Source organism: Belnapia arida (assembly GCF_016773205.1).
GTDB classification, from domain to species: domain Bacteria; phylum Pseudomonadota; class Alphaproteobacteria; order Acetobacterales; family Acetobacteraceae; genus Belnapia; species Belnapia arida.
In genome coordinates this window covers 1-20418 of the sequence record NZ_JAETWB010000015.1, presented here as the reverse complement: position 1 = coordinate 20418, position 20418 = coordinate 1, and the positions used below count along the sequence as shown (strand labels likewise).

At 69.0% G+C, this 20418-nt stretch carries 18 protein-coding genes and 1 tRNA gene; 9 read left to right on the top strand and 10 right to left on the bottom strand.

The features are described 5' to 3' along the window. Nucleotides 1–6 precede the first annotated feature (6 nt). From JMJ56_RS21355 to JMJ56_RS21335, 5 genes are all read right to left on the bottom strand, one after another. Nucleotides 7–1209 (bottom strand): acyl-CoA dehydrogenase family protein, encoded by a 1203-nt coding sequence (locus JMJ56_RS21355; RefSeq protein ID WP_202833802.1) that lies wholly within the window; start codon nucleotides 1207–1209, stop codon nucleotides 7–9. Nucleotides 1210–1234: 25 nt separating this feature from the next. Next, nucleotides 1235–3310 (bottom strand): 3-hydroxyacyl-CoA dehydrogenase NAD-binding domain-containing protein, encoded by a 2076-nt coding sequence (locus tag JMJ56_RS21350; RefSeq protein WP_202833801.1) that lies wholly within the window; start codon nucleotides 3308–3310, stop codon nucleotides 1235–1237. 82 nt (nucleotides 3311–3392) lie between these two features. Then, nucleotides 3393–3932 (bottom strand): chromate transporter, encoded by a 540-nt coding sequence (locus tag JMJ56_RS21345; protein ID WP_202833800.1) that lies wholly within the window; start codon nucleotides 3930–3932, stop codon nucleotides 3393–3395. Beyond that, nucleotides 3925–4506, bottom strand: a complete 582-nt coding sequence (locus JMJ56_RS21340; RefSeq protein ID WP_202833799.1) for a chromate transporter — start codon at nucleotides 4504–4506, stop codon at nucleotides 3925–3927. The genes JMJ56_RS21345 and JMJ56_RS21340 overlap by 8 nt, the downstream gene beginning before the upstream one ends. Before the next feature lie 58 nt (nucleotides 4507–4564). Then, nucleotides 4565–5197 (bottom strand): helix-turn-helix domain-containing protein, encoded by a 633-nt coding sequence (locus JMJ56_RS21335; protein ID WP_202833798.1) that lies wholly within the window; start codon nucleotides 5195–5197, stop codon nucleotides 4565–4567. A gap of 86 nt (nucleotides 5198–5283) precedes the next feature. Here JMJ56_RS21335 and JMJ56_RS21330 point away from each other — a divergent pair, with 86 nt between their 5' ends. The 4 genes from JMJ56_RS21330 to JMJ56_RS21315 are packed head-to-tail and all read left to right on the top strand — an operon-like array spanning nucleotide 5284 to nucleotide 11854. After that, nucleotides 5284–7299, top strand: a complete 2016-nt coding sequence (locus tag JMJ56_RS21330; protein ID WP_202833797.1) for a hydantoinase/oxoprolinase family protein — start codon at nucleotides 5284–5286, stop codon at nucleotides 7297–7299. Between the two features lie 3 nt (nucleotides 7300–7302). Continuing rightward, the gene (locus JMJ56_RS21325) at nucleotides 7303–8955 is read left to right on the top strand and encodes a hydantoinase B/oxoprolinase family protein (RefSeq protein ID WP_202833796.1); all 1653 of its coding nucleotides are present in this window, start codon (nucleotides 7303–7305) and stop codon (nucleotides 8953–8955) included. A 30-nt stretch (nucleotides 8956–8985) separates the two neighbouring features. Continuing rightward, nucleotides 8986–10566: an ABC transporter substrate-binding protein gene (locus JMJ56_RS21320; protein WP_202833795.1), complete on the top strand. Its 1581-nt coding sequence runs from the start codon at nucleotides 8986–8988 to the stop codon at nucleotides 10564–10566. A gap of 10 nt (nucleotides 10567–10576) precedes the next feature. Further along, nucleotides 10577–11854 carry an NAD(P)/FAD-dependent oxidoreductase gene (locus tag JMJ56_RS21315; protein ID WP_202833794.1) on the top strand — a complete coding sequence of 426 codons (1278 nt, stop codon included), beginning with the start codon at nucleotides 10577–10579 and terminating at the stop codon, nucleotides 11852–11854. Nucleotides 11855–11887: 33 nt separating this feature from the next. Here the strand turns inward: JMJ56_RS21315 and JMJ56_RS21310 are convergent, their stop codons facing one another. Together JMJ56_RS21310 and JMJ56_RS21305 are read right to left on the bottom strand one after the other, a co-directional pair. Then, on the bottom strand, nucleotides 11888–12940 hold the full coding sequence (locus tag JMJ56_RS21310; protein ID WP_202833793.1) for an LLM class flavin-dependent oxidoreductase: 1053 nt from the start codon (nucleotides 12938–12940) through the stop codon (nucleotides 11888–11890). Continuing rightward, nucleotides 12937–13620: a glutathione S-transferase family protein gene (locus JMJ56_RS21305; protein WP_202833792.1), complete on the bottom strand. Its 684-nt coding sequence runs from the start codon at nucleotides 13618–13620 to the stop codon at nucleotides 12937–12939. Before JMJ56_RS21305 ends, JMJ56_RS21310 begins: the two co-directional genes overlap by 4 nt. Before the next feature lie 251 nt (nucleotides 13621–13871). Here JMJ56_RS21305 and JMJ56_RS21300 point away from each other — a divergent pair, with 251 nt between their 5' ends. Beyond that, entirely contained in the window at nucleotides 13872–14240 is a 369-nt protein-coding gene (locus JMJ56_RS21300; RefSeq protein WP_202833791.1) for a glycine zipper domain-containing protein, read from the top strand. 68 nt (nucleotides 14241–14308) lie between these two features. After that, nucleotides 14309–15271 carry a Bug family tripartite tricarboxylate transporter substrate binding protein gene (locus JMJ56_RS21295; RefSeq protein ID WP_202833790.1) on the top strand — a complete coding sequence of 321 codons (963 nt, stop codon included), beginning with the start codon at nucleotides 14309–14311 and terminating at the stop codon, nucleotides 15269–15271. On the opposite strand, the gene JMJ56_RS21290 is transcribed toward JMJ56_RS21295, so the two are convergent. From JMJ56_RS21290 to JMJ56_RS21280, 3 genes are all read right to left on the bottom strand, one after another. After that, nucleotides 15258–16421: a benzoate/H(+) symporter BenE family transporter gene (locus tag JMJ56_RS21290; protein ID WP_202833789.1), complete on the bottom strand. Its 1164-nt coding sequence runs from the start codon at nucleotides 16419–16421 to the stop codon at nucleotides 15258–15260. The genes JMJ56_RS21295 and JMJ56_RS21290 overlap by 14 nt on opposite strands. 110 nt (nucleotides 16422–16531) lie before the next feature. Next, a complete protein-coding gene (locus JMJ56_RS21285; protein WP_202833788.1) occupies nucleotides 16532–16960 on the bottom strand; it encodes a hypothetical protein in 429 nt (142 codons plus the stop codon). A 113-nt stretch (nucleotides 16961–17073) separates the two neighbouring features. After that, a tRNA-Lys gene (locus tag JMJ56_RS21280) sits at nucleotides 17074–17143 on the bottom strand. A gap of 141 nt (nucleotides 17144–17284) precedes the next feature. On the opposite strand from JMJ56_RS21280, the gene JMJ56_RS21275 reads away from it, so the two are divergent. The 3 genes from JMJ56_RS21275 to JMJ56_RS21265 form a co-directional block, all read left to right on the top strand. Continuing rightward, nucleotides 17285–18655, top strand: coding sequence for a site-specific integrase (locus JMJ56_RS21275; RefSeq protein ID WP_202833787.1), 1371 nt, complete (start codon nucleotides 17285–17287; stop codon nucleotides 18653–18655). A gap of 457 nt (nucleotides 18656–19112) precedes the next feature. Continuing rightward, nucleotides 19113–19943, top strand: a complete 831-nt coding sequence (locus tag JMJ56_RS21270) for an HNH endonuclease (protein ID WP_202833786.1) — start codon at nucleotides 19113–19115, stop codon at nucleotides 19941–19943. Between the two features lie 227 nt (nucleotides 19944–20170). Then, nucleotides 20171–20418 (top strand): transposase (locus JMJ56_RS21265; protein ID WP_202833785.1); only part of this gene is annotated, 248 nt, incomplete at its 3' end.

The window sequence follows — 20418 nt, the reverse complement described above, 5'->3', positions numbered from 1 at the left end:
GTTCCCTCAGAGCCCCAGGAAGGCTTTGGCCATGATGTTGCGCTGGATCTCGTTCGATCCGCCGTAGATGCTCTGCTTGCGCCAGTTGAAGTAGACGCCGGCCAGGCCGAAGGCCCAGTCGGGCGCGACATCCACTTCGTTGCTGCCGTCCTCCTCGTCCGGGTCGCCATCCGCCCAGGCATAGGGACCGGCCGCCTTCATCAGCAGCTCGGAGCACATTTGCTGGATCTCGGTGCCCTTGATCTTGAGCACCGAGGTCGCCGGATCGGGCTTCTTGTCCTTCCGCTTGGACTCGGTGGCGATGACGCGCATGACGGTCATCTCCAGCGCCTTCAACTCAACCTCGATCTCCGTGACCTTGCGGCGGAAGTCAGGGTCCTCCATCAGCGGCCTGCCGCCATCCATGCTCTCCTGCGCGATCACCTTCAGCCGGCGGATGCGCTCGCGCGAGGCGCCGACCCGCGCCTGGCCGAAACGCTCGTTGCCGAGCAGGAATTTCGCGCAGTCCCAGCCATGGTTCTCCTCGCCGACCAGGTTCTCCGCCGGGATCTTCACATCGTCGAAGAAGACCTCGTTCACCTCGTGCCCGCCCTCGATGGTGATGATCGGGCGGACGGTGATCCCTGGCGTCTTCATGTCGCAGAGCAGGAAGGAGATGCCCTCCTGCTTCTTCGCGGTCGGGTCGGTCCGGACGAGGAGGAAGATCCAGTCGGCATGCTGCGCTAGCGTCGTCCAGGTCTTCTGCCCGTTGACGACGTAGTGGTCGCCCTCGCGCACCGCGCGGGTCTTGAGCCCTGCGAGGTCGGAACCAGCGCCCGGCTCGGAGAAGCCCTGGCACCACCAGTCATCGAGGTTCAGCATGCGGGGCAGGTACTTCTTCTTCTGCTCCTCGGTGCCGAATTCGATGATGACCGGCCCGCACATGTTGATGTTGAAGCCGAGCGGCGAGGGCGCCGGCGCCTGCTGCAGCTCCTCGCGGAAGATGTAGCGCTGCGCCAGCGTCCAGCCCGGACCGCCGGCCTCCTTCGGCCATTCCGGCGCCGCCCAGCCGCGGGCGTTCAGCTTGCGCTGCCAATCCACCACCTGCTGCTTGGTGGGCGACCGGCCGGCGACCATGCGCTCGCGCGTCTCGGCCGGCAGCTCCCTGGCGATGAAATCGCGGACTTCCTGGCGGAAGGCGATTTCCTCATCGGTGAAGCGGAGGTCCATCGGGTCTCTCCTTGTCGTTCTCGGTTCAGGCGGCGCGCTTGAGGGTGGCGAAGCTGCCGCCCTCGGCCGCGAGTTTCTCGATTAGGGCGCAGGGTTGCAGGTTGCGGTCGCCCGTCGCCTCGGCGTAATGCGCCAGCTTGTCGCGCACCGCCTTGAGCCCCATTCGGTCGGCCCAGAACATGGGCCCGCCGCGGAAGGCCGGCCAACCGAAACCATTGGCGAAGATCACATCGATATCGATGGGCCGCGAGGCAACGCCTTCCTCCAGGATGCGGGCGCCCTCGTTGACCATCGGCAGCAGCAGCCGCTCGAGGATCTCCTGATCCTCGATCTTCCGCCGCCGTACCTGCATCTTCTCGGCGGTGTCGAGGATGATCTGCTCGACTTCTTTCGAGGGGATGCGCTTGCGGTTCTCGTCGTAGTCGTAATAGCCTTTGGAGGTCTTCTGGCCGAGGCGCCCGGCGGCCACCACCGCATCCGCGATCGGCGCTACCGTGCCGCGCGCCTTGCGCACCGCCGCGCCGATATCGAGGCCGGCGAGGTCGCCCGTTGCCAGGGGGCCCATCGCCATGCCGTAACCTTCCATGACGCGGTCGATATCCTGCGGCAGGCAGCCCTCCAGCAGCAGCTTCTCCACCTGCGGGCCGCGCTTGCCCGTCATGCGGTTGCCGACGAAGCCGTCGCAATTGCCGACCAGCACCGGCAGCTTGCCGATTCGCTTGCCAACCTCGGTCGCCGTGGCGATGGCCGTCGCATTGGTCGCCGAGCCGCGCACATTCTCCAGCAGCCGCATGACATTGGCCGGGCTGAAGAAATGCATCCCAATGACCAGCTCCGGCCGCTTCGTCGCCGAGGCAATCCCGTCGATATCGAGGGTCGAGGTGTTGGAGGCGAGCACCACGCCCGGCCGCGCCGCCTTGTCGAGCCGCGCGAAGACCTCCTTCTTCACCTCCATGTTCTCAAACACGGCCTCGATGACGAGATCCGCCTCGCCGACCGCCTTCTCGAACTCGGTCGTGCCGCTGAGCAGCGCACGACGCTTCTCGTACTCCGCCTGCGAGAGCCGCCCGCTCTTCACGGTGCGCTCCCAATTCGCCTCGCAGCGCTTCAGACCCTTCTCCAGCGCCTCGGCTGAGGTCTCTACGATCGTCACGGGCAGGCCGAAATTCGCCGCTGACATGGCGATGCCGCCGCCCATCGTGCCGCCGCCGATGACGACGAGCCTCTCCACCGGCAGCGGCTTGGCATCCACCGGCAGGTCGGGCACGCGCTGCGCCTCGCGCTCGCCGAAGAAGATGTGCCGCAGCGCCTGGCTCTGCTCCCCGGCGACGAGGCGCTGGAACTGGTCGCGCTCCACCTTCAGCCCCTCCTCGAAGGGCATGGTAAAGGCCGCCCGCACTGCCTCGACGCAGCCAAGCGGACTCTCCTGCCCGCGGGTCCGCGCCGTCAGCGGCTTCACCGCCGCTTCGAAGGCCGCAGCGTCATAACCGGCAATCTTGTCGGTGCGGTTCCGTGCCAGGGTGAAGCTGCGCCCGGCATTGGCCCGGGCCCACTCCACCGCCGCCTTCTCCAGCGGCCCATCGACCACGGCATCGACGAAGCCGAGCTTCACCGCCTGCTCGGCCGCGACCGGCTCGCCGCCGACGATGATCTTCAGCGCCTCCAACCCGATCAGCCGCGGCAGCCGCTGCGTGCCGCCGGCGCCGGGGACGAAGCCGCGCTTCACCTCCGGCAGCCCGACCTGCGCTCCGGGCGTAGCGACGCGGGCATGGCAGGCCAGCGCCAGCTCCAGCCCGCCACCCAGCGCATTGCCATGGATGGCCGCGACCACGGGCGCCGGCGAGGCCTCGATCGCGTCGAAGACATCGGTGAGCGAGGGTGGCACGCGCGGCTTGCCGAACTCGGTCATTTCGGCGCCCGCGCTGAAATTACGGCCCGAGCCGATGATGACCACGGCCTTCGCCCCGGAGGCGGCCTTGAGCCCCTCCAGCAGGCCGGCGCGCACTTCGGTCCGCAGCGTGTTCACGGGGGCATTGGCGATGCGCAGGACATGCACATCCCCGTCCCGGGCGTGCTCGACGAATCGGGGCGCATCGGCCATGGGGCGTTCCTCGTTCTTGGTCGTGACTGGCCGCGCATCCTGTTGCGCGGCCCCTCTCCCTGTCAACGGGACAGGTAGCAGGCTAACGGCCGATGGCGCCCGCCTGCTGGAGGCCGGCATAAAGCAGCGCCACTACCGCCATCACGGCATAAGGGCTGGCGCCCCGCAACAGCGCGATGGTGCAGAGGGCAAGGGTTGTGATCTCCATCCAGCCCGCGCCATCCGCCCGCAGCAGCGCGTAGACGCCGGCGAAGATGAGGCCAACCGCCACCGGCGCCAGCCCGCGCTCGATCACCCGCCGAACCGGGCTGTCGCCCCGCCGCCGCCACCAATGCCCGATGGCCAGCAACAGGCACGACGAGGGCACATAGAGGCCAAGCGCCCCCGCCAGCGCCCCGAGGAAGCCGGCCGCCTGCCACCCGACCAGGACGCAGATCAGCGAGCCCGGCCCCGGTGCCGCCCGGGAGATGGCAAAGAGGTCGGTGAACTGCCCGGCCGACATCCAGCCATGCACATCAACCGCCTGACGCTGCATCTCGGCGAAGATCGAGGGGCCGCCGCCGAGCGAGACCAGCGAGAGCGGCGCGAAGACCATCAGCAGCGCCAGCAGCCGCTCAGCCACGCATCCTGCCCTCGGCCCAGGCGAGGCCGATGCTGGCTGGGATCATTACCGCCACCACGGGGATCATCGGCCAGCGCAGCAGCCCGATGGCGAGAAAGGTCGATCCCACCACCGCCCAGGGCCAGGCGCCCCGCATCCGCCGCGCCGTGCGCAGTCCGGTGGCCAGCGAGTTCGCCAGCCCCGCCGCCGCGATTCCCCCCAGCACCACAGCGAAGCCCGCCATGCCCATCCCCCAGCCATAGAGCAGCGCGAGGCCGAGGATGACAAGGAAGGGCGGCCCGAGGATGCCGAGGAAGGCCATCGCCGCCCCCGGCACTCCGCGCAGTTGCTGGCCTATATAAAGGGCGAGGTTCACGCTGTTCGGCCCCGGCAGCACCTGGCCGAGCGCGACCCCGGCGAGGAAGCCCTCCTCGCTCATCCAGCGCCGGCGCTCGACGACCTCGCGGTGCATCCAGCCGGCAAGGCCACCGCCGAAACTCGCCAGGCCCATGGACGTGAAGACGCGCAGGATATCGAGCAGCCTGGCCTGCGGCGAGTCCGGTAGGAGCACCACATCCCCCGATGGTTGCGCCACGCAGTCTTCCGCCCTTCGCCGTCCCTGTCGAGGCCACCGCCTCGTCCGGCATGGCAGGTCAGTAAAGCGGCGGCGTCACCGCCCAGAGGACGACGCAGCGCAGCGGCCCGCGGTTGCCGAAGCGATGCGGCAAGGTGCTGACGAAGCGGAAAGAATCGCCTGCCTGCAACCGGCTCGCGGCGCCATCCACCTCGAGATCCAGCACCCCTTCCAGAACCGTACCGGCATCCTCGCCGGCATGCTGGTATGGCGCCTCGCCTGAGGAGCCGCCGGCCTCGATGGTGATCAGCATCAGCTCGATCTTCCCGTCGCCCTCGGGGCTCAGCAGCTCCTTAGTGATGCCCTTAGCCGAAAGGTCCAGTACGCGGCGCTGCGCTCGCCTCAAAACCCAGGACGGGCCCTGCGGCATGGCGCCGGGGTCGCTGAAGAACCAACCGATCGGCACCGCGAAGATTTCGGCGAGCTTCTGCAGCGAGCGGATCGAGGGGGAAGAGACCCCGCGCTCGATCTGGCTCAGCATGCCGACCGAGAGGCCGCTGCGGGCGGAAAGCTCCTGCAGTGTCCATTCCCGGCGCTGACGCATGCCGCGCAACCGCCCCCCGAGCACGGGCTCGCGCTCCGGCCCGGCCGGGCCTGGACCCGCAGCGGGCGTGGCGGCCATGGCCGTGGTCCTGAGGCTTTCCTCGGTCATTGAAAAAATCGCCCAGGCATTTTCAATCTGATTGCAGAGCCGCCGTGACGCGTTAAGCTACCCTCCAGCAGGTCTGGAAGCAAAGCATGCGTGTCGGCATCGAGGTCGGGGGCACCTTCACGGATCTGGTCGCGGTGGACCGCGGCGAGGTGCGCGTCATCAAGGTCCCCTCGACGCCGCGCAGCCCCGATATCGGCGCCTTCAACGCGCTCGGCGCCGCCGGCATCCCGGCCGAGGCGGTGACGGACCTGGTGCACGGCTCCACCGTCGCCACCAACGCCATCCTGGAGCGGCGTGGCGCCGACATCGCCTTCGTCGCCACCCGCGGCTTCCGCGACATCCTCTTCATGCAGCGGCACGACCGCCGCCGGATCTACGACCTGCACTACGCCAAGCCCGCGCCGCCCGTCCGCCGCCGCGACTGCTTCGAGGTCAGCGAGCGCATCGGCGCCGATGGCGACGTCATCCAGCCGCTGGACGAGGCGGCGGTGGCGCGCGACCTGCTGCCCGCCCTCGCCGCCGGCGGCTACCGCGCCGTCGCCATCTGCCTGCTCTCCGCCTATGCCTCGCCCGCGCACGAGATGCGGCTGAAGGAGCTGATCGCGGAGGCCATGCCCAGCCTCACCATCGCCGCCAGCCACGAGGTCGCGCCGGAATTCCGCGAGTTCGAGCGCGCCTCCACCACCGCCCTCTCCGCCTATGTGCAGCCGGTGATCGACGGCTACCTCGCCCGTTTCGAGGCGACGCTGGCCGAGGCAGGCTTCCGCGGCCATTTCAGCGTCATGCAGTCGAACGGCGGGCGCATGCCGGCAGCGGCGATGCGGCGCAACGCCATCTCCGCCCTTCTCTCCGGCCCCGCGGCCGGCGTCGTCGGCGCGATCCGGCAGGCGGCGCGCTCCGGCCGCGGCAACCTCGTCACCTTCGACATGGGCGGCACATCGACCGATGTCGCGCTGGTGCAGGATGGCGAGGCCGCGCTCGCCGCCGAGACGGAGGTGGACGGGCTGCCCATCCGCACGCCGGTGCTCGACATCGTCACCGTCGGCGCGGGCGGCGGCAGCCTGGTCTGGATCGACGACGGCGGCATGCTCCGCGTCGGGCCGCGCAGCGCGGGGGCCGAGCCGGGGCCGGCCTGCTACGGCCGCGGCGGCACCCAGCCGACCGTCACCGACGCCCATGTGGTGCGCGGCACGATCCGGCCGGACGCCTTCCTTGGCGGCGGCATGTCGCTCGACGCCGATGCCGCCCACCGTGCCTTCGAGGATGTGGCACGGCGTCTCGGCACCGATATCCGGGGCGCGGCGGCGGCGGCAATCCGCCTTGCCGTCGCCAACATCGTGCGCGCCATGCAGCTCGTCTCCACCGAGCGCGGCCGCGATCCGCGCGACTACGCGCTGCTGCCCTTCGGCGGCGCGGGCCCGTTGCTGGCCGCCGAGATCGCCGAGGAGCTCGGCATCCGCGAGATCCTGGTCCCGCCCAACCCCGGCGTCATCTCGGCGCTCGGCCTGCTCTCCGCCGATTACGTGAAGGTGCGCGGCGCGACGCGACGGCTGGCGCTGGATGCGGAGACGCCTTCCGTCATCGCTGCCGACTGCGCCCGCCTGCGCGCGGCGACGGAGGCGGAGTTCGCCGAACTCGGCCTCACCGGCCCGCTGGAGCCGAGCCTCGAGCTCGACATGCGCTTCGTTGGCCAGGCTTTCGAGATCCCGGTCACGGTCGACCCCGGTATGCTCGGTGGGCTCTCCGCCGCCGATCTGGCGGAGCGCTTCGCCGAGGAGCACCGCCGGGTCTATCTCCATGGCGGCGAGCCGGGACGGAAGGTGGAGCTGGTCGGCCTCCGCTTCGGCCTGCGCCGCCGCCTCGACGCCCTGCCCGAGGTGCGGGAGCGCGCCGCCGAACTGGCGCGCCCGGCGACAGCCGAGGTCGTGACCGGCGGCACCACGGTGCAGGCCCGCCTTGCCGATGCCGCCACGCTCGGCGCCGGCGAGGTGGTGCGGGGCCCGGCACTGATCGAGGGCTACTCCTCCACCACCTGGGTCCCGCCCGGCTGGAGCGGCGCGCGCGATGCCGCCGGAAACATGTTGCTGCGGAAGGAAGGCTGAGCCATGCAGCTCGATCCCGTCGAATATGCCGTCCTCAGCCAGTCGGTGATCGCGGCGGCGCGCGAGATGGGCGTGAAGCTCATCCGCTCCGCCTATTCCACCATCCTGCGCGAGGCCCGCGACGGCTCGGCCGCGCTGCTCGACGCCGAGGGCTTCACCGTCGCCCAAGCCGAGCTGATCCCGATGCAGCTCGGCAGCATCGGGCCGATCTTCCAGCCCTGCAAGGCGATGTTCCCGAAGGAGACGCTGGAGGAGGGCGACTTCCTCGTCATCAACGACCCCTATTCCGGCGGCCAGCACCTGCAGGACGTCTTCTTCTTCCACCCGATCTTCGTCGACGGCGAGGTGATCGGCTTCGCAGCCTCCGTCGCGCATCACCTCGACCTCGGCGGCGGGGCGCCCGGGCTGAACGCCGCCGCGCGCGACGTCTATGCCGAGGGGCTCATCATCCCGCCGATGAAGCTCAACATGGCGCGCGACTGGAACGGCGGCGGCTTCCAGCGCCTGCTGCGCGCCAATGTCCGCGTGCCGCAGCAGACCATGGGCGACTTCGACGCCCAGATCGCCGCCAACGCCATCGGCGTGCTGCGCGTGCAGGAACTCGCGGCGCGCTACGGCACGGCCAAGGTGAAGGCCACCATGGCCGCGCTGCAGGATTACTCGGAGCGCCGCATGCGTGCCGCCATCGCGGAGGTGCCGGACGGCACCTATCGCGGCGAGGCGCAGATGGACGATGACGGGCTCGGCCGCGGCCCCATCACCGTCCGCGTCGCCGTCACCGTCGCGGGCGATTCCATCGCGGTCGATTTCGCCGGCACCGATCCGCAGGTCGGCACCAACCTCAACTGCCCCTTCGCCTCGCTGATCTCCGCCTCGGTCTCCTGCCTCAAGGCGGCGCTGACCAGCCCCGACATCCCCTTCAACGACGGCGCGCTGCGGCCGATCACGGTCACGGCGCCGCGGGGCTCGCTGCTCAACCCGAACCATCCGGCGCCGGTGCGCGCCCGCATGATCTCCGCCTCGCGCGCCTGGAACGCGGTGATGATGGCGGTCTCGCAGGCCGCGCCGGACCGGGCCATCGCCCAGGGCTACGACACGACGACGGCCTTCTGCCTCTCCTGGCTCGGGCCGGTGGGCTGGTCGGTCTATCTCGAGGTCTATGGCGGCGGCTATGGCGCCGGCCTCGGCAACGATGGGTGCGACGCCGTCGACAATCCGCTCTCCAACTGTTCCAACACGCCGGTTGAGGCGATGGACCAGGACTTCTCCTTCTTCCGCGTCACCGGATACGCGCTGCGGCCGGACAGCAGCGGGCTCGGCGCGCGGCGCGGCGGTGCCGGCTTCAGCCGCAGCTACGAGATCCTCGCCGAGGAGGCGCTGGTCTCCTACTACAGCGACCGCTTCACCGGCGCCGCCTCCGGGCTCTTCGGCGGCGGCCAGGGCGCCTCGGGCCGGTGCGAGGTGCGGCGCGGCGACGAGGTCATCAGCCTCGACAGCAAGGTCTCCTTCCCGCTGCGCCGGGGCGACGTCGTCACCATCAGCCTCGGCGGCGGCGGCGGCTACGGGCCGCCGGCCGAGCGCCCGGCCGCGCTGATCGCGCGCGACCTTGAGGACGGCATCATCACCCGGTCGCTGGCGGATTCCTGGGCCGGCTAAAGCATCACCCCTGACAGGCGAGGCGGGACCATGAAGCGACGGCATTTCCTGCAAGCGGCCGGGGCCACCGCCTTCGCGGCCCCCTCGCTGGCGGCGGCGCAGGGTTCCCGCGTCATCCGCTTCAAGCCGAATGCGGATGCGACCATCCTCGACCCGCTCTTCAGCACCGCCTTCTCCACCCGCTACCTGGCGCTGCTCAGCTACGACATGCTCTACGGCATGGACGATGCGCTGAACCCGCAGCCGCAGATGGCGGCGGGCCACGTCACCGAGGAGGATGGCAGGCTCTGGCGCATCACCCTCCGCGAGGGCCTGCGCTTCCACGACAACGAGCCGGTGCGCGCGAGCGACTGCGTGGCGAGCCTCCGCCGCTGGGGCCGCGTCGATGTCATGGGCCAGATGCTCATGGCGGCGACCGACGAGTTGTCGGCCCCTGACGACCGCACCATCCTGTTCCGGCTGAAGCACCGCTTCCCGCTGCTGCTGCACGCGCTGGCCAAGAGCACGAGCTACATCCCGGTGATGATGCCCGAGCGCCTCTTCGCTGCCGACCCGACCAAGCAGGTGATGGAGGTTGTCGGCAGCGGGCCCTACCGCTACCTCGCCAGTGAACGGCTGAACGGCGCGCGCTCCGTCTGGCAGAAATTCGAGGGCTATGTGCCCCGCCCGGACGGCGTGCCGCAATTCACCGCCGGCCCCAAGCGCGCCTTCATCGAGCGCGTGGAGTGGCAAATCATCCCCGACCATTCGACCGCCGCCGCGGCCGTCGTCAGCGGCGAGGTCGACTGGTACGAGGACCTGCTGCTCGACCTGCTGCCGGTGGTGCGGCGCGAGCGCAACGTCGTGGTCGGCAGCACCAACCCGGCCGGCAACATGGGCATCCTCCGGCTGAACCATCTGCAGCCGCCCTTCGACAACCCGGCGATCCGCCGCGCGCTGCTCGGCGCGGTCGACCAGGCCGAGATCATGACGGCGGTCGCCGGCAACGACCCCGCACTCTGGAACGCCAGGGTCGGCGTCTTCTGCCCGAGCTCGCCCATGGCCTCCGATGCCGGGATGGAGGCGCTGACCGGCCCGCGCGACACGGCCAGGGTGCGCAGCGCGCTGCGGGAAGCGGGCTACAAGGGCGAGAAGATCGGCTTCCTCTCGGCGGCGAATTTCGGGACCATGGCGCGGCAGGTCGATGTCGCCGCCGACCAGTTCAGCCGCGCCGGCCTCAATGTGGAGGTCATCCCGGTCGATTTCGGCGTCTGGCTGCAGCGGCGCGCCAATCGCGGGCCGGTTGACCAGGGCGGCTGGAGCTGCACGACGACGCTGCTCCCCGGCCTCGATCTCTGGGACCCGACATCGCATCTCGCGCTGCGCGGCAACGGCCTCTCCGCCTGGCCGGGTTGGCCAACGAGCGAGGCGCTGGAGACCCTCCGCGCGCAATGGGTCGAGGCGCCGGACCAGCCGGCCCGGCAGGCGATCGCGCGGCGGCTGCAGGAGCAGGCCCTCGTCGACGTGCCCTATATCCCGACGGGCCAGTGGCGGGACCTCACCGCCTATCGCCGCAACCTGACAGGAATGCTCACCGGCATGCCGCTCTTCTACAACCTGCAGAAGGGCTAGGCTCCGCCCGATGACGCCCCTGCCGCCCAGCCTCTACGCCGCGACCGCGCGCCCGGCGCCGCCGACCCCACCCCTCGCCGGCGACCGGCAGGCGGATGTCGTGGTGGTGGGCGCCGGCTTCACCGGGCTCTCGACCGCGCTGCACCTCGCCGAGCGCGGCGTCGATGTGGTGGTGCTGGAGGCGAACGAGCCGGGCTGGGGCGCCTCCGGGCGCAATGGCGGGCAGGTCAATCCCGGGCTCAAGCCCGACCCGGGCGAGGTCGAGGCGGCGTTCGGGCCGGAGCTCGGTGGGCGCATGGTGCGCTTCGCCTGGGGCGCGCCGGAGACGACCTTCGCCCTGATCCGCCGCTGGCAGATCGCCTGTGATGCGCGCCAGGGCGGCACGCTGCGTGCCGCCTACCAGCCCGCGCATGCCGAGGCCGTGCGCCGCTCGGCCGAGCAAGGGATACGCCGCGGCCTGCCGGTGACGCTGCTGGAGCGCGACGCGGCGCGCGAGGCGACGGGCGCCGACCGCTACCTCGCGGTGATGCGCGACGCAAGCGGCGGCGACCTGCAGCCGCTGGACTACGCCCGCGGCCTGGCGCGTGCCGCCATGCAGGCCGGCGCCGCGGTGCATGGCGGCACGCCCGTCACCGCGCTGTCCCGCGCCGAGGGGCGATGGCGCATCGCCACGCCGACCGGGACGGTCACGGCCGACATGGTGATCCTCGGTACCAACGGCTATACCGGCGATCTCTGGCCCGGCCTCCGCCGCAGCATCGTCCCCGTCTTCAGCTCCATCGCTGCGACGACGCGGCTGCCGGAGGCGGTGGTGCGCAACGTCATGCCGATGCGGGCCTCGCTTTACGAAAGCGGCCATATCACCGTCTATTTGCGCGTGGACCAGCACAACCGCCTGCTGATCGGCGGCCGCGGGCCGCAGCGCCCGATCGCCGACCCCTCGCCCGTCGCCTATCTCATCCGCTATGCGGAGCGTCTCTGGCCCGCGCTCGGCGGGGCCGAGTGGACGCATGGCTGGAATGGGCAGCTGGCGATGACGCCGGACCACTACCCGCATATCCACCAGCCGGCGCCGGGGCTGCTCTGTTGTCTCGGCTATAACGGTCGCGGCGTCGCGCTCTCGACGGCGATGGGCGGCGAGGTCGCGCGGCTGGCAACCGGCACGCCGGCCGCCGAGATCGCCATGCCGGTGACGCCGATCCGCACGATGCCCTTCCACGGCTTCTGGCGCCTCGGGGTGGCGGCGAAGGTTTGGGAAGGCCGCCTCCGGGATCGGCTGGGAATGTAGAGGCGCTCGGCCTCGGATCGCCCAGCCTGTCCGTCACCGGGTGCGAAGATGCGCAAGCCGTGGCATGACATGCTCGGCGAAGCGCCGCATCTCCCGCTCGAAGGGCTGGAACTGGGTCAGCAGGGTGTCGATGCCCGCGGCGTGGAACTGCATCAGCCGCTCGGCGACCTGTTGGTAGCTTCCGACCGTGCCGGCCGAGGTCCCGCCATTGGTGCCGACGCTCTCGTATTTCGCCTGGGTCTTCCACATGGCGACGGCCGGGTCGGTATTGGCCTTCACATAGGCCTTGATGTCCGTGTCCTCCGCCGCCAGGTCGAGCAGCCGACGGTATTCCGCTTCGGCCTCCTTCTCCGTCTCCCGTGCGATGACGAAGGTGGAGAGGCCGAAGCGCACCGGCTCGCCCTGGCGTGGCCGCGCCCGGACATCGGCGATCAGCGCCTGCACGTTCTCCAGCGGCTGGCCGTTGATGAACCAGATATCGGCCTGGGCTGCGGCCAAGTCCCGCGCCGGCGGGGATTCGCCACCGATGTAGATGCGTGGGCGCGGCCGGTTCGAAGAGGTCGGGCGGAGGACATAGTCCCTGACCTGGAAGAAGCGCCCCTCGTGATGCACCTCCTCCCCGCGCATCAGCCACTCCACCAGGGACAGCCACTCGGCGCCATAGGCGTAGCGCTCGTCATGCTCGCGGAAGGTGAGGCCCGCATCCTCGATCTCCTTGCGGTTCCAGGCATTCACCAAGTTGATGGCGAAGCGGCCGCCGCTGATCTCCTCGATTTGCAAGGCCATCTTGGCCAGCACCACGGGGTGGTAGAGCATGGGCTTGATGGCGGCGATGATCTCGATCCGGCGCGTCTCCGCCGCGAGCGCGGCCGAGGCGGTCCAGGCCTCCAGCTGGCCGAGATCGGTGCGGTGCGGGTTCATCGTATGCTGGGCGACGAGGACGCAGTCATAGCCGAGCGCCTCCGCCTCCAGCACCAGCCCGCGGTTGCGCCGCCAGGAGGCATCATAGGGCTCCTTCGGGTCCCGCAGCGCGGCGCGGTTGCCATGGACGAGCGCCCAGATGCCGATGCGAAGCGGATGGGTCATCCTTGGTCCTCCCCGTTGCGTCCCGCGAATTCGGCGTCCCTCTTCGGGATCAGGTCATAGGGCAGCGCAAAGCCCGGCAAATCGGCCAGGCGCCGTGCCCAGCGCTGCAGATGCGGCCAGCGAGCGATCTCGATCCCGCCTTCCGCCATGAACACCATCCGGCCCCAGCAGCCGATATCGGCGATGGACGGCGCCTCCTCGCCCACGAGCCAGTCCCGCCCGTCGGCAAGCGTCCGGTCGACGACATCCAGAGCCGCCTCGGCCAACGGCATGAAATACGCCATCACGGCCGGATCCACGCTGCGGAAGCGGTGGTAGTGCCGGACCTTGGCGATGTTGGTGATGGCATCCGCCTCCCAGGACAACCACGCCCTGGCCGCCCAGCGGGCCTGCTCCGACCGGCCGCCGAACCGGCCCGTAGCCTGTGCCAGATAGTCGAGGATGACGTTGGACTGGATCACGGTCAGCCCGCGATGCCGCAGCGTCGGGACCTGCCCATGGGGATTGAGGGCCAGATAGGCCGGCGATTTCTGCAGCCCGGTTTTCAGGTTCACGGTGCGGAAGCTGAAGGGCACGCCTGACAGGGAGAGGAAAAGCATCGGCTTGTAGCTTGAGCTGCTGGTGAAGCTGCCAAACAGCACCAGGCGCTCCGGATCCTCCGCATCCGCCGTGTTCACCATGATGCCTCCCTGCGCAGGCCATCCGGCCGGCCTCATTCTGGGACAGTCCCACCGGTCCGGCCACCCTAGGCCAGCGGTCTTTTCTGGGAAGGCCCGGATCGTCCGGCACTGACCGTCCCTCGCCTGCAGGCCCCGGGTGCGCCCTGCCCCGGCTTCGCCATGCCGGCGCCATGACCTCGTCCCATCCGAAACGGTTAATGCAGCCTTCCCGGCCGTCGCGCGTTGCGAGGGCGGATCGGAGGTTGGATGAGATGAAACCGAGGTTTTGGCTCGCGGCCCTGGCGATGCTTCCGCTCTGCGGCTGCATCGTGGAGTCCACGCCCTATTACGCCGCGCCGCCCTCCAACACGGCAGCCGGCGCGGTCACCGGCGCCGCAGCCGGCGGCTTGCTCGGTGCCGCGGTCGGGCATGGCGGCGGGGCCATCCTCGGCGGCGCCGCGGCGGGTGCGCTGGTCGGCGGGCTGATCGGCAATTCGGTGGACCAACGGAGTGCCGCGCCCACCCAGGGCTACTACGCCCAGCCCCAGTATCAGCCGCAATACCAGCCGCAGTACCAGCCGCAGCCCTATGCCGATCCCTATGGGCAGCCTTATGCGGAACCGCCCCGCGACGGCTGGTAGCCGGCGCGCTTCCCCCGGCCAGCCCCCATGGGCATGATCCCCGGCAACGAAAGACCGGAGGATCGCCCATGCATCGTCGCCATCTGCTGGCGGCTGCCGCCGTCCTGCCCGCCATCGCCCGGGCGCAGCCCGCCTGGCCGAGCCGGCCGATCCGCCTGATCGTCCCCTTCCCGCCCGGCGGGCCGAACGACATCATCGCCCGGCTTTACGCCCAGCCGCTGACGGCAATGCTCGGCCAGCCGGTAGTGATCGAGAGCCGCCCCGGCGCCGGCGGCGTCATTGGCGTCGATGCTGCAGCCAAGGCGCCGCCCGACGGGCATACGCTGGTGCTGACCAGCAGCGGAGCTCTGGTCATCATCCCGCATGTCACCAATACCGTGCCCTATCGCGTCCCGCAGGACCTCACCCCGGTCAGCATCGTCACCCTGGTGCCGGAGGCGCTGGTGGCCGCGCCAGGCCTCGGCGTCAGCGATCTCGCCGGGCTCAGGGCGCTGGCGCGGCGGCCCGGCACAAGGCTCGCCATCGGCACGGCCGGGGCGGCCGGCATCTCCCACTTCGCCGCCGAGATGCTGCGCCTGCAAAGCGGGATGGAGCTTACCGTCGTCCCCTATCGCGGCGCCGCGCCGGCGGTGACCGACCTGCTGGGCGGGCAGATCCAGCTGCTCTTCGCCGACCTGCCGGTGGTTCTGCCGCACCTGCGGAGCGGTGCGCTGCGGGCCCTGGTGCTGGCCAGCACGCGCCGTAGCCCGATGCTGCCCGACCTGCCCACCACCGCGGAGGCCGGCCTGCCGGAGGTGCTGGCCGATAATTGGTACAGCTTGCTCGGCCCTGCCGGCCTGCCTGCCGCGGTGGTGGATCGCCTCTCCGCCGCACTGAAGGAGGCGAGCGAGACGCCCGGTGTCCGCGATGGCCTCCGCAAACAGGGTGCCACTGCGCATTGGACCAGCCCCGCGGCCTTCGCTGCAACCATCGCCGAGGAATCCGCCCGCTGGCAGCGCGTCGCCGACGCGGCGCATATCAGGCTCGAGTGAACAACCCCGGCCGGTGCAGGAGCAGCATCGCGCCGCCCGCCATCAACCCCCAGAAGGCGCCGCTGACGCCGAGGATCGCGAGCCCCGAGGCGGTGACGAGGAAGGTGATGACCGCCGCCTCCCGCTGCGCCGGCACCGCCACTGCGCCCTGGATCGCATGGCCGAAGGCCCCCAGCAGCGCCAGCCCCGCCACCGCCTGGATCAGCACCGGCGGTGCCGCGGCCATGAAGGCGACCGCCGCCCCCGCCAGCAACCCGAAGCCGATATAGACGGCGCCCGCCACGACTGCGGCCCACCAGCGCCGGGCCGCATCCGGCTCCGCCTCCGGGCTTGCGCAGAGCGCTGCGGTGATGGCAGCAAGGTTCACCGCATGGCCGCCCAGCGGCGCCCCGGCCAGGGAGAAGAGCCCCGTCACCGCGAAGAGCGGCCCTGCTTCCGGCCGGAACCCGTTGGCGTTCAGCACCGCCATGCCGGGGATGTTCTGCGAGGCCATGGTGACGATGAAGAGTGGCACCCCGATCCCGATCGCGGCCGCGAGGGTGAAGCGCGGCATCACCCAGGCCGGCACCGGCCCCGCCGCCGCGAGGATGCCGGGCGGCAGCTGGATCGTCGCCAGGATCACCCCGACTGCCACCAGCAGCGCCGCCGGCACCGCCAGCAGCCGGTTGATCCGCCCGACGATCGCCCAGGTGAGGATGATGGCGAGGCCCGCCACGGGCGCCTCCGCCAGCGCCCGCACCGGCGCCAGGCATAGCCCGAGCAGCACCCCCGCCAGCATGGCGTTGGCCAGCGGCGAGGGGATGGCGGCCACGGCCCGGCCGAAGGGCCGCCACAGCCCCGCCAGCACCAGCAGCACGCCGCTCACCAGAAAGGCCCCGACCGCCACCGGGAAACCGCCCTCCGGCATCGCCGAGGCCGCCAGCAGCGCTGCCCCTGGAGTCGACCAGGCGACGCTGATCGGCATCCGCCGCCACAGGCTCAGCCCGATCCCGCAGAGGCCCATGGCGATGGACAGCGCCATCAGCCCCGAGGCGGCCTCGTCCGGCCCCGCGCCCATGGCGCGCAACCCCTGCAACACGACGGCGAAGGAGGAGGCGAAGCCGACGAAGCCGGAGAGCAGCCCGGCCGCGAGGGCCGGCAAGGAGAGCATGCGATGGAGTCCCGGTCAGCGCTGGCGCCGCCGGTAAAGCATGGGTCCGGCTCTGGGACCAGGGCGTGAGCGCCGCAGGTCCGGACGCCCATGGGCATGAATCACATGGCCTAGCTGCGCCGCTTCCCCGGCTCGCCGGCCACGGCCCGCGGCGGCTGCGTCTGCCCGCTAAGCTCGCCGAGCGCCCGGGCCAGCATCGCCGCCCCCATCGGAGGGACGAAGATCTGCGTGGTCGCCGCCGCGGCATGCCGGAACTGCAACAGGATGCGGCCATCGGTGGCCTGGCTCGCCATGCAGCCGGTGGTGTCAAGCGGCGGCCGGTCGGTCGGCACGATGGCGGTGCGCAATGCATCGCCGCGCTCGAGCCGCTGCCGGTGCGCATCATCCGTCCCGGAGCGGAGGGTGACCAGCAATCGCTCCGCCACCAGCAGGGGGATGGCGAGGGCGAGCGGCCCCGCTGGCGTCTCGAGAATGATGCGGACCCCCTCCGCATCGGCCGCCACCTCGTCCGAGACGCCGATGATTGGGTGGTCGCTCATGGTGATGTCCTGGATTTCCGCATTGTTTGGGCTGGGCAGGATGCGCTTCGGCTCCCGCTCCGATCCAGTCTTAAAGTTAGGTAAACCGTCCGGGTTGCGTAAGGCGTGGAGGTTGGTGAGCCGGGTGGGATTCGAACCCACGGCCACGAGATTAAAAGTCTCGTGCTCTAATCTAGCTTCCTCTGAGAAATCTGAGCGTGGGTATTAAATCCGCTCGCAAATTCAATAAGATATGGTCGCTTGTGGTCTCAGCCTGTCCCGGGCTGTGTCTCAGACCTTGCTTACTCGTCCGCTTACTGTCAAACCAGTAAGCAGGAGGCGAACATGGCTGGAGTTCAACGCAAGCGGCTGACGGACCAAGCGGTGGCGCCGCTGGTGGCGGACCCAGCAAAAGCCTCCGCTGGTCGCGATACGTTCATCTGGGACACCAGCCTGGCGGGTTTCGGCTTAAAGATCAGTCCAGGGGGCGGACGATCGTTCGTCTTTCAGTATCGAGACGGCACCGGCCGCACACGCCGGCTGACCCTCGGCTCAGTAAAGAAGATTAGCGCGAGTGCTGCTCGGGACGCCGCCGAGAAGGCGAACAGCAGCGCCCGCGCCGGTCGCGACCCACAGACCGAGAAAGTGGCGGCTCGCCGACAGCAGAACCTCAGTGCTCATGCGCGAGAATGGCTGGAGCTTCTGCGACTGCGCGCAAAGAAGGGTGAAATGGCCGCCAGTACCATCGCGGACTATACGCGCAAAATGAACAACCACATCCTCCCGGCCTTCGGCTCGCTGAAGCCGGGGGAACTCACTGCTTCGCGCATCCGCCAGTGGCGAGATAAAACTCCGGCTAAAATACCAAGACGGGTCGGTGACCGGCATCTCGGCTCCGAGGGGATGAAAGCCGTCCTCCGCGTTCTCTCAGCCTTCTGCGGGCATCTCAGTGACCATGAAGTCATCTCGTCGAACCCTGCCCGCGGAATGCGGCAGTTCAGCACAACGCGGCGGGAGAGACACCTATCTCCAGAGGAAGTAGGACGGCTTGGCACCGTCCTAGATGACTGGCAGCACCGTGCACCGCACTGGGTTGCCGCGATCGAGCTATCCTTGCAAACCGGCATGCGAAAAGGCGAGGTGCTTAGCCTTCGGTGGAATGCCGTCAAAGATGAGACAGGATGCATAGTGCTGCGGGAGCACAAGACAGCTAGGAAGAGTGGCGAGAAGCGCATTCCACTCACTAAGCCGGTACGTCTGGTGCTGCTGCGATGTGCTGAATGGCGTCGACCAGAAAGCGAGTTCGTTTTCCCCTCTGTTGCCCATAGAAACGTGGCTTTAGTGAACGGCCGCAAGGCTCCACTGTTGACAGAACTGCAAGGCCCGATGACGGCAGGTGGCTTACAACGGGCATGGCGCGCGATCCGGAAGGCAGCCGGGCTCGACGGTGTCGACGCGGTCCGCTTGCATGATTTGAGGCACACCTTCGCAAGCGTCGCCGCCTCGAGCGGCGTTAGCCTGCCTCTGATTGGACGCAACCTTGGGCATGCCAGTGCCGCAACCACAAGCCGATACGCGCACGTGGCTGACCAAGCAGCTGCCGAAGTGCAAGCCCTAGTTGCTGGCAAGCTGCGTGAGCAACTCGCCCAGCGGAAGCCGACTGAAAAAATAGTTTCCTTCGAGAAGGCGCGCCGCGCAGGCGGCAAGCGAGATTAGAGATCCTCCGGATACGCCCGCATCGAAACAGGAACCGCTTCGCTACTCATCTCACAACGATGACGCGCGCGGGAGAAGCTCGCAGCGGGGGCTCTCCACACTCACTTGCAACGGCCCCCGCTGGTCAGACCGCTACTGCGGTATGCACGCTGACCCGGCTGGCGTCGCGCCGATGGAGGTTTCGCCTCATCGCGAGGCTAGCAGGCCCCGCCCCTCCCCCGCAGCCGAAGCAGCAGCTCCGGCGCCTCTATGTCGAGGCGCGGGGACTGACTAGCCAGTCCGGGAGGGCGGTCACGGGTAGAAACCGGACCTCCGTTGGCCCGCCCCGCCGAAGGAACCGCCCGTTCTCGCTTGCCCGCATTCAAATCTGCCGACGCAGAAAAGGCACACGGTTGAAATTTGATCTGCCCGGCGACTGTTGGATTCGAGCTCGGTGGGAGAGTTGGAAGGAAGCTAGATGTACGGCTTGAAGATCGGAGAGGTAATTCGCCGGCGTGATCTTCACGCGCGCTTTGGCGGGCAACAACAGGGCGGGATTGCAACGCCATCAGACCGCCGATTGATCCTGGCGTTTACAGGAGGGTCAGGCGCACAACACGGCTACGACGACGGCTGGGACGAAGGCGTGTTTTGCTACTTCGGCGAGGGACAGGTCGGTCCCATGGAGTTCATTCGTGGGAACCGCGCATTGCGCGACCACGTAGGCGATCGCAAGGCCCTTCTTCTTTTTAAGATGGAGGCGAAGAGCTTTGTTTGCTTCATGGGTGCGTTTGTGGTGGCGAGTTGGGAATATCGCCAACAACCGGATAGCAAAGGCCAAATGCGTCGGGCAATCGTATTTCATCTCGCTCCGGCAGTTCAGGCTGAGGCAGACCTAACTGAGGGCGCCGACGAGGGGATTCCGTTATCGGAGTTGCGCCGTCGAGCGCAAGCGAGCGGTTCGATGGCACCAGAAGCTACGGTTTCGATTGCTGCCCGCACCTCCCTAGCTCGCAGCAGGGACGTCGCTGCCTACGCATTGGCCCGCGCGGCTGGTACCTGCGAGTCCTGCGATCGTGGAGCACCATTTCTGCGCGTAGACGGTCGGCCGTACCTCGAAGTCCATCACATGAACCGCCTAACTGACGGTGGGCCCGACTTGCCGGAAGGAGTCGCTGCCGTCTGCCCCAACTGCCACAGACACATCCATTATGGGATTAGCGGGGCTCGACTTAATGAGGAGTTACTTTTGATCATCAAGGCGAAGGAGGATCGCATGTCCGCCAGTGCGAATGGTATGCAGGTGTAGCAGGGGAGCGCTCGGTCTTAGTTGTGCAGCGAGGAACAGTTCGGGCCGATTTCAGCGTTACACTCCCAATCGGCCGATCGCTAGGTAAAATGACTAGCGGCGGTAGCGAGGTACAGCTCGTCTGTCTGCTTCGATACCCGTGAGCAGACATCGAAGGAGCTTACCCAAACTTGCTCTGTCGCGAGCCTATTCGGGCAGGATAAAGCCTGAAGCCCCAGTTGGGGATCATGGACAATGAACTGCTCCGTTTTGCTCGGCTCTCTGCGGCAGTGGCGCGCCGAGTAGCTCCTAGTCCAAGCCGCTTCGCCACCCCGGCCTACGCGCCAGCCACCCTGTTCGCCCTACTCCTGCTGCGGGAGAGGCTGCGGCTGACCTACCGTGGCTTGGAGGACCTTCTGCGCCTGTCCGGCCAACTCCGCCGCGTGCTCGGCCTCCGAGCTGTCCCGGACCACGCGACGGTGTGGCGGTTCGCTCG